We start from the raw sequence: 12,644 nt of genomic DNA on the forward strand, positions 1-12,644 counted from the left end.
AGACTAGCATGTCGATATGACGGTCACTGGCAAGGATCGGGGGATCGGGATGACATACGACATCATCATCGTGGGTGCAGGTTCGGCCGGCTGCGTGCTCGCCAACCGCTTGAGCGCGAATGGCAACAGGCGCGTGCTGCTGTTGGAAGCGGGCCCGTCGGACTGGCACCCACTCATCCACATGCCGGCAGGCATCGCGCGTCTCGCCAACAACCGTCGACTCAACTGGAACTACCGCACCGAGCCGCAGGCGGCATTGAACGGCCGCTCGCTGTGGTGGCCGCGCGGCAAGACGCTGGGGGGTTCCAGTTCGATCAATGCGATGTGCTACATCCGCGGCGTGCCCGGTGACTACGATCGCTGGGCAGAAGCCAGCGGCGACGCACGCTGGTCGTGGGAACAGGTGCTGCCGTGGTTCCTGCACAGCGAGGACAACACGCGTGGCGCGAGCAGCTTTCACGACAGTGGCGGCCCGCTCGGCGTAAGCGATCTTCGTTATCGCAATCCATTGTCCGAGGTGTTCGTCGACAGCGCCGTGAGCGGCGGCTTCGCGCGCAACGAGGACTTCAACGGTGCCGCTCAGGAGGGTTTTGGCCTGTACCAGGTCACGCAACGCGGTGGCGCACGCTGTTCCGCTGCCGTCGCTTATCTGCGACCGGCGCGGGAGCGACCGAACCTGGAAGTGCGTACCGGCGCGCTGGCGGCGCGCGTGGTGATCGCCCAAGGGCGGGCCATCGGCGTGCAGTTGCAGGGCAGCGACTCGCTCATCGAAGGCGGCGATATCATTCTTGCCGGCGGCGCGGTGAACACGCCGCAGCTGCTGATGCTCTCCGGCGTGGGCCCGGCCGACCATCTGCGCGAGCACGGCATCGCGGTGCAGGCCGACCAGCCCGAGGTGGGTGCGAACCTGCAGGATCATCTGGACATCTGCACGCTCGACGGCAGCACGCAGAAGATCACCTACGATCACCTCAACGAGTTGGCGGCAGGCTGGCGCTTCCTGCGTCATCGTGAGGGGCCTGGCACGTCAAACATCGCCGAGGCCGGCGGCTTCGTGCGCAGCCGGCTCGCCACGGACGAACGCTGCGATCTGCAATTCCATTTCGTACCCGCCCTGCTCGACGACCATGGCCGTCATCGATTGCCCGGTTACGGATACACGGTGCACGCGTGCTACCTGCATCCGCGCAGCCGCGGCAGGTTGCGACTGCGTTCGGCGAATCCGGCGGAACCCATCGCCATCCATGCCAATTATCTCGGCGATGCGGAGGGGCACGATCTTGCGCGCATGATCGAAGGCGCACGGCTATCGCGCGAGCTGCTTTCCCAGGCCGCATTCGCGCCGTTTCGCGGCGCACCCGTGTTCCCGGAGCGCCACATCGCAAGCGATGCGGAGTACACGGACTTCATTCGCCGCAAGGCGGAGACGATCTATCACCCCGTCGGCACCTGCCGCATGGGCCGCGACGCCGGCGCGCCGCTCGATAGCGAACTGCGTGTACGTGGCGTGGAGAACCTGCGCGTGGTGGATGCCTCGGTTATGCCCAGCCTGCCCACGGGCAACACCAACGCGCCGGTGATCATGATCGCGGAACGGGCCAGCGCGTTGATCCTGAACGAAACCAAGCGCGCTGCGCCGTTGTCCCAGTAACACTCCCCGTCCATCCGCCATACGGGAAGGGGATTTTCCTGGATGCCTGCGGTAATCTCCGGCGGCCGTCATGGATAGACCAGGCTTGCGCGATCAAAGGCCCGGCTCTTTCCAGAGCTGTTTTTCGACCCGGCGTCACCGTGACGCCCCGCACACTCGAACAGCATGACGTTTCGCACGCTTCCACTGCTCATCGCCGCCACGCTGGGATGGGCCAGCACACTGCCCGCCGCGCATGCCGCGACGCCGGCAAGCGACGGTAATCTTGCACCCGCTCCGCAGCCGCAGAGCGTGCCCGCCGATCGCATGAAGGAAACGCTGGCGTCCTACCAGCAGTGGCTGGAGCGCGTGGACCAGCGCAACGTCGTGGCCGGTCTGGCCACTGCCGTGGTGGCGGACAACAAGGTCGTGTTCGAGGACACCATCGGCTACGCCGATGCGTCCACCCGTGAACCGGTGACGCCCGAAACCGTGTTCCGGCTGGCGTCGCTGTCGAAGGCGTTCGCCACGGCGCTCACCGGCGTACTGGTGGACGACGGCAAACTCTCGTGGGACACCAAGCTCGCTGCCGTGCTGCCCTTCTTCAAGCTCAAGAGCGACAGCGCCGCGCAACAGGCCACGGTGCGCGACATCCTCGGCCAGCGACTGGGCCTGCCCAAGAACACCTACGACAGCATGCTTGAGGACAACGTGCCCTATGAAGAGCTGGTGCGCCGGCTCGACGAGGTCTCGCTTACCTGCGACGTCGGTCAATGCTATGGCTACCAGAACATCGCCTTCAGCCTGATCGGTGACGTGATCTACGCGCAGACCGGCGACTTCTTCACCCGTCAGGTCGACAAGAACATCTTCTTCCCGCTGGGCATGAAGACCGCGAGCTACGGTCGCGAAGCACTGGAAGCCAGCAAGAGCTGGGCGCACCCGCATCGACCGGGCAGCAACGGCTGGATTCCGTTCGAACCCAAGGACGCCTACTACCGCGTGGCGCCAGCCGCCGGCGTCAACGCCAGCCTCAAGGACATGGAACAGTGGCTGATCGCACAGATGGGTGGACGCCCTGACGTGCTGTCGCCCGCGCTGCTCAACACGCTGCACGCGCCCGAAGTGTCCACGCCGATCGAGATGCGTTCGGCCCCCTGGCGCCGTGCGCGCCTGGAGGATGCCTCCTATGCGCTGGGCTGGCGCGTGTTCGACTACGAGGGCGAGACGATGATCTTCCACGCGGGTGCCGTCGAAGGCTATCGCACGATGATCGGCTTCCTGCCCAGGCAGCACGTGGGCCTGGTGATGATGTGGAACTCCGCCGACCCCCTGCCCGCCGGCCTGGTACCCATGGTGTTCGACAGCCTGCTCGGCCTTCCGCATGTGGACTGGGCCGGCGTCGAGAGCGACGCACCGGCTGCCAATACGGTCAAGGGCAAGACGCGCAGGAAGAGCAAGGGCACGACGACGGCGCGCGACAACCAGCGCTGAGCGATCCCCGCCTCGTCCACGACACAAAAAAGCGCCGCGTGTTTCCACGCGGCGCTTTTGCGTTGATGGCTCGCCGCGGACGCGGCGAGCCTGCCGTCAGTTGAGCTTGAACACGATGCGGCGCTTGTCCTGCGACGGCACCGGGTTGCCGTCCTGCGTCGCCGGCTGGAACTTCCAGCGACTCACCGCTTCGGTCGCGGCGCGATCGAACACATGGCGCGGTTCGGCATCCACCACCTTCACGTCGTCCACCGTGCCCTCAGGCGTGATGGTGAAAGCCACTTCCACCCAGCCTTCCTGGTTCGCGCGCACCGCCGTGGTCGGATAGCGCGGCGGCACGTTGCGCAACAACACCGCCGGGTGCGTGCCACCCGCGCTTGCCGTTGCTGCGTTGCCGGTGCCGGTACCTGCGGTCGAGGTCGACGCCTGCTGCTGGCGAGCCGCTTCGGCCTGTTGCTGCTGCGCCGCGCGAGCCTGCGCCGCACGCTGATCGGCCACTGCCTTCTGCTGTGCTTCGACTGCAAGACGATCCGCTTCAGCCTTGTCGGTCGCCGCCTTCTGCGCCGCCAATTGCTGCTGCTTCTCCTTGTCCGACGCCAGCTGCTGCTCGCGATCCTGCAGCTTGCGCTGGGCATCGAGCTTGGAACGCAGGATGGTCAGCGTGTAGTTCGCCGGGTCGGCCTTGGTCAACAGATCGATCTGGCGCTGGGCTTCATTGAAGTCGCGCTGGTTGATCGCCTGCTCGGCCACGCTTGCGCCCACCGGGAAGGTTTCGCGCAGCGCATCGGTGGCCACCGGGTTGCCGGGCTGCTTCTCCAGCACCTTCAGGTAGAACTCGAACGCATTGTTGCCGGCCGGTGCAAGCAGGCGCTGTTCGTTCACCGCCTTGCGGGCTTCCGACAGCAGCTGGTTCATGCTCATGGCCGCCACATTGACCGGCGGTGGCGGCGCCTCGCCAGCCTTCACTGGCGTGGATGGGTGCGCGCCGACGTCGGCTTCGACCAGATCCTGGTGCGGCTTGATGATAAGGAACCACGATGCTGCGGCGAGTACGGCAACGACAGCAACAATGGCAATGGCAGCGGGCCGAATGGCCCCACGCGCGTAACGACGCGCATGACGTGTATATCGGGTATCCATGATCTCTCACCGAGTGGCATCAGATACCCGCGCTTTTTCCCCCTGTGAATCCAGGAGCGGCAGCCTCCCCAGGCTCCCGCGGCGCGGATGTGTGAAAGGTAACCGTAATGCAGCACTACGGCAAATCGGTCGTCGTGTCGGCGACTAGCCGCACATCGCATCGCTTTGGCCTTCGTCGTGTATCGCTGACGTCGAGCCGTCGACGCTAGGAAATTTTCCTACCCCAGAAACGAAGCGTCCCGGCATGGGCCGGGACGAGTCGCTCTTTCGAAGGACTCTCCCCGCGCTGGGCACCGCGGGGAGAAAAGTCGTTCTTGCTTGTTATTAAGAGTAAAGCTTGAAGCTTACTTCTTGGCCTTGGGGGCCTTTGCAGCCTTGGGGGCCTTCGCAGCCTTGGTCGCCTTGACGACCTTGGCAGCGGCAGCCTTCTTCACGGTGCGCTTCTTGGCAACAGCCTTCTTCGCAACCTTCTTGGTCGCGACCTTCTTAGCAGCAGCCTTCTTGGCAGCGGCCGGGCGCTTCTTAGCGACGGCCTTGCGTGCAACCTTCTTGGCAGCCTTCTTGGCGGCCGGCTTGCGGGCGACCGGCTTCTTCGCGGCGGCCTTCTTCACGGCGGTCTTCTTGGTCGCCTTTTTGGCGGCCGACTTCTTTGCAGTGGCTTTCTTGGCAGTGGCCATAGTTCGTCTCAGCTCCTCATCAGTTGGCAGTGGTTGCCCAGTAAAAGCATGTAGGAACGCCTCCACGAGCAGATCGCTATTGGTGGCGTGCCTTAAATTGTTCACCTGACGACGGGTGCGTTCGTCAGACAAGGGCCTCAGGACGTGCAGTGGAATCGAGACCGTGATCTTGCGTACTGCGCCGGCCTTTTCTCCATGATCGACATAAGGCTTGATGAATTTCGATGTTGCCATGGCACCCGTTCTCCGTGTTCCGATGCGAAAGCTATTCCTGAAGATTTCAACTGTCAATTGATTTTAACCATGAAATCAATCCGTTTCATCCACCTCGGGGAGGGTTCAAACCCCCGTCCCACAAGGCATTACAGGGGTTTGAAGGCATTTTCTTTTGGACGTCCATACATCCAGATGTAAATGCCATTTTGATTACCTCGATATCGACAAAACCGCTTAAAACAAGCCATTTTGCGTTTTCCGTGCACATCAGCTATGAGCGTGTGCGTCTCACAAGTCGAGACACATCAAGGACATGCCGGACCCCGTCCGACCATGCCCTCCAGGATGAACGAAAGGCGACTGAATTTATTTTTCGGGCACCCCGCCGGAAGGTCGCTCCGGACCTCTTCGGACGCGCTCGAAGGCGTCGAAGAGGGTCCACTCGCGACTCGGCCCCCACTTTCCGGAACGCCGACTTGGACATCTATCGGCATGGACGGCGAGAACTGCAACGCAAAAAACGGCGCGTCGATCACCCTGCGAATCGCTCCTTCGCGTATCGAAAAACGCAGCGGCCGCGACGCAAAAAGAAGCCGGCCGCTTGAGGCGGCCGGCTTCGGGCAAAGCATCGAACGCGGGGCTTAGTGGTCTTCGTTCTCGACCAGTTCGGCGTAGGCGTCGGCGTCGAGCAGCTCGTTGAGTTCGGCGCGATCGCTGGCGCGAACCAGGAAGATCCAGCCGTCGCCGAAGGCATCTTCGTTGATGGTTTCGGGCTTGTCATTGAGGGCTTCGTTGACCGCGACGATCTCGCCGGAGACCGGGCTGTAGATGTCCGAAGCGGCCTTGACCGACTCGACCACGGCCACGCCGTGACCGGCCTGCACGCTCGCGCCGATCTCCGGCAGCTCGACGTACACCAGGTCACCAAGCTGGCCCTGGGCATGGTCGGAGATACCCACGCGAACCAGGCCATCGTCTTCGACGCGGGCCCACTCGTGGGACTTGAGGAATTTCAGATCGCCGGGAATCTCGCTCATGATCGGATCCAGTCGTTGATGTGGGTCGTGGGTGGAGCGCCAATTCTAGCCGCTTCACCCGATGGGCAAAACGGGCCGTGCCCGTCTTGCAGGGATGACTGATGTCAGATGCCTTCGCAGGGCTGGCCGTCACGCACGAAGGGATACTTCACCACGCGCACCGGCACTTCCTTGCCGCGGATGTCCACGCGCACGTCGCCCGGCTCGCCGGCCGGGATGCGCGCCAGGGCCACCGCCTTGTTGAGCGTCGGCGCGAAACTGCCCGAAAGGATCTCGCCCTCACCCTGCGCGGTGAGTACCTTCTGCCCGTGACGCAGCACGCCCTTGTCGTCGAGCACCAGGCCGACCATCACGCGCTTTACACCCGATGCCTTCTGCGCTTCGAGCGCCTTGCGGCCGATGAAGTCGCGGCCTTCGTCCATCGCGATGGTCCAGCCGAGGTTGGCTTCCCACGGCGACACGGTGTCGTCCATGTCCTGGCCGTAGAGGTTCATGCCCGCCTCCAGGCGCAGCGTGTCACGCGCGCCCAGGCCGGCCGGCGCAACGCCCGCGGCAGCGAGTGCCTGCCACAGCGCCACGGCGTGCTCCTGCGGCACGATGATTTCGAAACCGTCCTCACCGGTGTAGCCGGTGCGCGCCACGAACAACGGCATGCCGTGCGGACCCTGCGCGGCGGCCGCGGCAAACTTGCCGAGCTTCTTCATGCGCTCGTGATCCACGTCGGCCAGCAGGCCGATGACCTTGGCGCGGGCGTTGGGGCCCTGCACCGCGATCATGGCGAAGTCCGGACGTTCCTTGACCTCCACGTCGAACGCCCTGGCCTGCGTTTCGATCCATGCCAGATCCTTCTCGCGGGTGGCGGCGTTCACCACCAGGCGGAAGAACTCCTCGCCGAGGAAATAGACGATCAGGTCGTCGATCACGCCGCCCTGCTCGTTGAGCATGCAGGTGTACAGCGCCTTGCCCTGCACCTTCAGCTTGTCGACGCTGTTGGCCAGCAGGTGACGCAGGAACTCGCGCGTGCGCGCGCCGTGAAGGTCCACCACCGTCATGTGCGAGACGTCGAACATGCCGGCATCGCGGCGCACGACGTGATGTTCCTCGATCTGCGAGCCGTAGTTGATCGGCATGTCCCAGCCGCCGAAATCGACCATGCGCGCGCCGAGCGCACGATGGGTGTCGTTGAGTACGGTCTTCTCGGTCATCGCAGGGGTGCTCTGGGGAAAGAGGCATTATCGCCGGGGGTGTGGATACATTCCAAGCGAGTGCGATCGCGGGCTCACCGTGCGTTGGCGTATCGCGGTGTCGTGCAGCGCAGCATTGAAGGGAGCACCGTCAACGACGAGCCACGGCCTTTCCCATTCGTCATTCCGGCGCAGGCCGGAATCCAGTCACGATGCGTTGGATCGTCGCCGTCACCTCCAGCGCAGGCTGCCGTGACGCGAACATCCAGCCATGCCTCTACTGGATTCCGGCCTGCGCCGGAATGACGAGCGTAAGAGGCCGCGCCTGTTTTCAGCGCGGCGTGTGCCCCAGCCCTGCAAGCAGTTGTTCGACCACCTGCTCCGCCAGCTGCTCGGCACGCAGGCCGGCGGTGAGCAGGTGCAGCTCCGCCTGCTCGGGTGCCTCATAAGGCGAGTCGATGCCGGTGAAGTTGAAGATCTCGCCGGCGCGGGCCTTGCGGTAGAGCCCCTTGGGATCGCGGCGCTCGCATTCTTCCAGTGTGGTATCGACGAACACCTCGAGGAACTCGCCCTCGTCGAACAGCCCACGCGCGAACCTACGCTCGCTCTGGAACGGCGAGATGACGCAGACCAGCACGATCAGGCCGGCATCCACCATCAGGTGCGCCACCTCGGCCACGCGGCGCACGTTCTCCACGCGCGCCTCGGCGGTGAAGCCCAGGTCCTTGTTGAGACCATGGCGCAGATTGTCGCCGTCCAACATATAGGTGTGGTAACCGAGCGAATGCAGGCGACGTTCCACCAGGTTGGCGATGGTCGACTTGCCGGCGCCGGACAAACCGGTGAACCACAGGCAGCGCGCCTGCTGGCCCTTGCTGGCGCTGCGCACTTGCTTGTCCAGGTCGGTGTGCTGCCAGTGCACGTTGGAGGCGCGACGCAGCGCGAAGTCCAGCATGCCGCAGCCGACCGTGGCATTGGTGGTGCGATCAATCAGGATGAAACCGCCCAGCGTGCGGTTGGTCTCGTACGACTCGAAGGCGATCGCGTGGTCGAGGTCGATGTTGCAGTAGCCCACCTCGTTGAGGTCGAGGCGGCGGGCAGCCAGTTCGGCCTGCGTGTTCACGTCGACCTTGTGCTTGATCGAGGTGATGCGTGCATTGACCGTGTGCGCGCCGATCTTCAGCCAATAGGCGCGGTTGGGCAGCAGGGCTTCGTCGCCCATCCACAGCACATGGGCGGCGAACTGGTCGGCCACCGGCGCGGGGCGAGCGGCGTCGGCGATCACGTCGCCGCGGCTGGCGTCGATCTCGCGATCGAACGTGAGCGTCACCGCCTGGCCGGCCACGGCTTCGGGCAAGTCGCCATCGGCGGTGACGATGCGTTCCACGCGCGCTCGCCGCATGGCGGGCTGCACCACGATCTCGTCGCCCACCGCGAGCCGGCCGCCGCAGACTGTGCCGGCATAACCGCGGAACGATGCGTCGGGACGGTTGACCCACTGCACCGGCATGCGGAAGTCCCCGCCCTGCGTGGCTGCAGTGTCGGCGGACTCCAGCAGTTCCAGCAGCGTCGGCCCCTCATACCAAGGCATGCGCGTGGAGCGATGACCCACGTTGTCGCCACCGGGCGCCACTACGGGCAGGCAATGCACGCTGGTGATGCCGAGCTGCGTGGCAAGTTCGCGGTACTCGTGGGCGATGGCGGCGTAGACGTCCTCGCGGCAATCCACCAGGTCCATCTTGTTCACCGCCAGCACCACCTGGCGTATGCCCATCAGGGCACAGATGTAACTGTGGCGTCGCGTCTGCGGCAGCAGCCCCTTGCGCGCATCGACCAGCACCACCGCCAGCTGCGCGTTCGATGCGCCGGTGGCCATGTTGCGGGTGTACTGCTCGTGGCCGGGACAGTCGGCCACGATGAAGCTGCGGCGCGGCGTGTGGAAGTAGCGGTAGGCCACGTCGATGGTGATGCCCTGCTGGCGCTCGGCATCAAGGCCATCGGTGAGCAGGGCGAAATCGAGCGCGTCCGGTGCGTCGGCATGCAGCTTGCGGCTGTCGCGGGCGAGTGCGGCGAGCTGGTCTTCCGGCACCATGCCGGCGTCATAGAGCAGTCGGCCGAGCAGGGTGCTCTTGCCGTCGTCCACGCTGCCGCAGGTGATGAAGCGCAGCAGGTGGGTGTCCGCGGAAAGCATGGAGGTGGCGTCGAGCGTGGCCATCAGAAGTAGCCCTCCTGCTTCTTGCGCTCCATCGAGGCGTTGCCGTCGTTGTCGATCACGCGACCCTGGCGTTCCGACGTGCGGGAGGCCGCCATCTCGTCGATGATCTTGTCCAGCGTATCGGCCGAGGACTCCACGGCGCCGGTGAGCGGATAGCAGCCCAAGGTACGGAATCGCACGTCGCGCATCTGGACCGTTTCGCCATCACGCAGCGTGAAGCGCTCGTCATCGACCATGATCAGCGCACCGTCGCGCGCCACCACCGGCCGCGGCTTGGCGAAGTACAACGGGACCACGGGAATGTTCTCGCGGCGGATGTAGTGCCACACGTCCATCTCGGTCCAGTTGGACAGCGGGAACACGCGCACGCTCTCGCCCTTGTGGATGCGGGTATTGAAGGTGTGCCACAGCTCGGGCCGCTGCTGCTTGGGGTCCCAGCGATGCTGTGCGTTGCGGAAGGAGAACACGCGTTCCTTGGCGCGGGATTTCTCCTCGTCGCGACGCGCGCCACCGATGGCGGCATCGAAGCCGTACTTGTCCAGCGCCTGCTTGAGCGCGACGGTCTTCATCACATCGGTATGCACGGCCGAGCCATGCGTGAGCGGCGAGATGCCCTGGCGCACGCCGTCTTCATTGATATGCACCAGCACTTCGACGTCACCGGCGGCGGCCACCTGGTCGCGGAAGGCGATCATCTCGCGGAACTTCCAGGTGGTGTCCACGTGCAGCAGTGGCATCGGCGGCCGGGCGGGATAGAACGCCTTGCGCAACAGGTGCAGCAGGACGGAGGAGTCCTTGCCGATGGAATACAACATCACGGGGCGCTCGAAAGCCGCCGCCGTTTCGCGAAAGATGTGGATGCTCTCGGCTTCGAGAGCGTCCAGATGGGACATGGAAGGCATGCGTGGCGTCACTGGTTCCTGGGCCCGAAAGCGCCGTTCGGCGCGCGGTCGATGGGTGAATCTAACGGAAAATGGCCGCTGCGACAGCGTCGGCGACAGCGAATGGCAAGGAAACGTGCCAACGCTCCGTGCGATGACTCCCCATCGTTTCGTCACCTGATCTGCGCCACACTCCACTAAGATCGTGCCCCATGAGTCCATCGATGGCGACAGGAAGCGCACAACTCGATGCCACCGCCACGCCGCCGCGCCTGCGCGTGGCCGGCGACTGGACCCTCGCCCACTACGCCACGCTGGAGCGTGCGGTCGACTCGCTCAAGCACCGCCTGCACACGAACACCCCCATCGACCTGAGCGCGTTGGGTGCTCTGGATACTGCGGGCGCCGCGCTGCTGGCCGGCCTGCTCGGGGCGTCGCGCCTGAGCGACCTGGCCACTGACGATCCCACCCTGCCCGCCGCCCAGCGCGCGTTGTTGCAAACGGTGGGCAAGGCGATGGCCGGCTACGTCGAGCGCAAGTCCAGGCGCCGCCACAACACCGCGAGCGAAGTGCTGGCGCGCATCGGCGCGGCCATGGAAACCGTGTGGCACCAGCAGGTGCAATTGCTCGGCTTCATCGGCCTCACGCTGCAGACGCTGGCCCAGACAATCTGGCACCCGCGTCGCTGGCGCGTCACCTCCCTGGTGTCGCACGTGGAGCAGACCGGCCTGGATGCCGTGCCCATCGTGGTGCTGCTCACCTTCATGGTGGGCGCGGTGGTGGCGTTCCTCGGTTCGACCGTGCTCGCGGACTTCGGCGCCACCATCTATACGGTGGACCTTGTGGCGTTCTCGTTCCTGCGCGAGTTCGCCGTGCTGCTCACCGCGATCCTGATGGCCGGCCGCACCGCCAGCGCCTTCACCGCCCAGATCGGCTCGATGAAGGCGAACGAGGAGATCGACGCGATCCGCGCGCTCGGCCTCGATCCCATGGAGCTGCTGGTGTTGCCGCGCGTGTTGGCCATGCTCGCCTCGCTGCCCATGCTCGCCTTCCTGGCGATGATCGCCGGGCTGATCGGCGGCGGGCTCGTCTGCGCCATGGTCCTCGACATCCCACCGATCATGTTCATCAACCTGGTCAAGTCGGATATCGGAGTGCGCCACTTCCTGGTCGGCATCGCCAAGGCGCCGGTGTTCGCGTTTCTCATCGCGGTCATCGGCTGCCTCGAAGGCTTCAAGGTGAGCGGCAGCGCCGAATCGGTGGGCGAACACACCACCTCCAGCGTGGTGCAGTCGATCTTCGTGGTGATCCTGATCGATGCGCTGGCTGCCCTCTTCTATATGGAGATGGGCTGGTGAACGCCGTCGCGAAACCGCAAACCGCCGAGAACGTGATCGAGGTTCGCAACCTGGTGAACCGCTTTGGCGCGCAGATCGTGCACGAGCACCTGAACCTGGACGTGCGGCGCGGCGAAATCCTTGGCGTGGTCGGCGGCTCGGGCACAGGCAAGTCGGTGCTCCTGCGCAGCATCGTGGGATTGCAGCGCCCCACCTCCGGCCACGTCCACGTGTTCGGTCAGGACCTGCTCAGTCTTTCGCCCGACCAGCGCTCGCGCGTGGAACGACGCTTCGGCGTGCTGTTCCAGAACGGAGCCCTGTTTTCCTCGCTCAACATCGTGGAGAACGTGGCGATGCCACTGATCGAACACGCCGGCCTCACGCGTCCCGACGCGCAGCAACTGGGCGGCGTGAAGCTGGCGCTTGCTGGCTTGCCGATGGGCACGGAAACCAAGTATCCGTCCGAACTTTCCGGCGGCATGGTGAAGCGCGCCGCTCTTGCACGTGCGCTGGCACTCGATCCGGAAATCCTGTTCCTGGACGAACCGACCGCCGGCCTGGACCCGATCAGCGCGGCGGCCTTCGACCAGTTGATTCTCACTCTGCGCGATGCGCTGGGCCTGACCGTGTTCCTGGTCACGCACGACCTGGACACGCTCTACACCATCTGCGATCGCGTGGCCGTGCTCTCGCAGAAGAAGGTGCTGGTCGTCGGTCCGCTGGATGAAGTGGCGCGGTGCCCCGACCCGTGGGTGCAGGCGTACTTCCACGGCCCGCGTGGCCGCGCCGCCGAAGAGGCACACGAACGCGATTCAAATCCCGAGGTGAAGTAG

11 protein-coding genes are annotated in these 12,644 nt (G+C 64.8%); 5 read left to right on the plus strand and 6 right to left on the minus strand.

The window, feature by feature from the left end:
• Window positions 1-49: 49 nt before the first annotated feature.
• Entirely contained in the window at window positions 50-1,651 is a 1,602-nt protein-coding gene (locus ABIC75_RS12320; RefSeq protein ID WP_354014144.1) for a GMC family oxidoreductase, read from the plus strand.
• Between the two features lie 165 nt (window positions 1,652-1,816).
• Window positions 1,817-3,124 (plus strand): serine hydrolase domain-containing protein, encoded by a 1,308-nt coding sequence (locus ABIC75_RS12325; protein WP_354014145.1) that lies wholly within the window; start codon window positions 1,817-1,819, stop codon window positions 3,122-3,124.
• A gap of 96 nt (window positions 3,125-3,220) precedes the next feature.
• On the opposite strand, the gene ABIC75_RS12330 is transcribed toward ABIC75_RS12325, so the two are convergent.
• Together ABIC75_RS12330 and metJ are read right to left on the minus strand one after the other, a co-directional pair.
• Window positions 3,221-4,264, minus strand: a complete 1,044-nt coding sequence (locus ABIC75_RS12330) for an energy transducer TonB (RefSeq protein ID WP_354014146.1) — start codon at window positions 4,262-4,264, stop codon at window positions 3,221-3,223.
• 344 nt (window positions 4,265-4,608) lie between these two features.
• The gene (gene metJ / locus ABIC75_RS12335) at window positions 4,609-5,175 is read right to left on the minus strand and encodes a met regulon transcriptional regulator MetJ (RefSeq protein ID WP_354014147.1); all 567 of its coding nucleotides are present in this window, start codon (window positions 5,173-5,175) and stop codon (window positions 4,609-4,611) included.
• A gap of 474 nt (window positions 5,176-5,649) precedes the next feature.
• Between metJ and ABIC75_RS12340 the strand changes: the two genes are divergently transcribed.
• The gene (locus tag ABIC75_RS12340) at window positions 5,650-5,802 is read left to right on the plus strand and encodes a hypothetical protein (RefSeq protein ID WP_354014148.1); all 153 of its coding nucleotides are present in this window, start codon (window positions 5,650-5,652) and stop codon (window positions 5,800-5,802) included.
• On the opposite strand, the gene gcvH is transcribed toward ABIC75_RS12340, so the two are convergent.
• The 4 genes from gcvH to cysD all read right to left on the minus strand — a co-directional run bounded on the left by gcvH (window position 5,799) and on the right by cysD (window position 10,486).
• Window positions 5,799-6,194, minus strand: a complete 396-nt coding sequence (gene gcvH, locus ABIC75_RS12345) for a glycine cleavage system protein GcvH (protein WP_354014149.1) — start codon at window positions 6,192-6,194, stop codon at window positions 5,799-5,801. The two genes, ABIC75_RS12340 and gcvH, sit on opposite strands and share 4 nt — an antisense overlap.
• A 104-nt stretch (window positions 6,195-6,298) precedes the next feature.
• Window positions 6,299-7,399, minus strand: a complete 1,101-nt coding sequence (gene gcvT / locus ABIC75_RS12350; protein WP_354014150.1) for a glycine cleavage system aminomethyltransferase GcvT — start codon at window positions 7,397-7,399, stop codon at window positions 6,299-6,301.
• Between the two features lie 310 nt (window positions 7,400-7,709).
• Window positions 7,710-9,593 carry a sulfate adenylyltransferase subunit CysN gene (cysN, locus tag ABIC75_RS12355; protein WP_354014151.1) on the minus strand — a complete coding sequence of 628 codons (1,884 nt, stop codon included), beginning with the start codon at window positions 9,591-9,593 and terminating at the stop codon, window positions 7,710-7,712.
• On the minus strand, window positions 9,593-10,486 hold the full coding sequence (gene cysD, locus ABIC75_RS12360; protein WP_436407916.1) for a sulfate adenylyltransferase subunit CysD: 894 nt from the start codon (window positions 10,484-10,486) through the stop codon (window positions 9,593-9,595). The genes cysN and cysD overlap by 1 nt, the downstream gene beginning before the upstream one ends.
• Window positions 10,487-10,698: 212 nt before the next feature.
• On the opposite strand from cysD, the gene ABIC75_RS12365 reads away from it, so the two are divergent.
• Window positions 10,699-11,832, plus strand: coding sequence for an MlaE family ABC transporter permease (locus tag ABIC75_RS12365; RefSeq protein WP_354014153.1), 1,134 nt, complete (start codon window positions 10,699-10,701; stop codon window positions 11,830-11,832).
• Window positions 11,829-12,644, plus strand: a complete 816-nt coding sequence (locus tag ABIC75_RS12370; RefSeq protein WP_354014154.1) for an ABC transporter ATP-binding protein — start codon at window positions 11,829-11,831, stop codon at window positions 12,642-12,644. The genes ABIC75_RS12365 and ABIC75_RS12370 overlap by 4 nt, the downstream gene beginning before the upstream one ends.

Source organism: Dyella japonica, from assembly GCF_040545895.1.
Classification (GTDB): domain Bacteria; phylum Pseudomonadota; class Gammaproteobacteria; order Xanthomonadales; family Rhodanobacteraceae; genus Dyella; species Dyella japonica_D.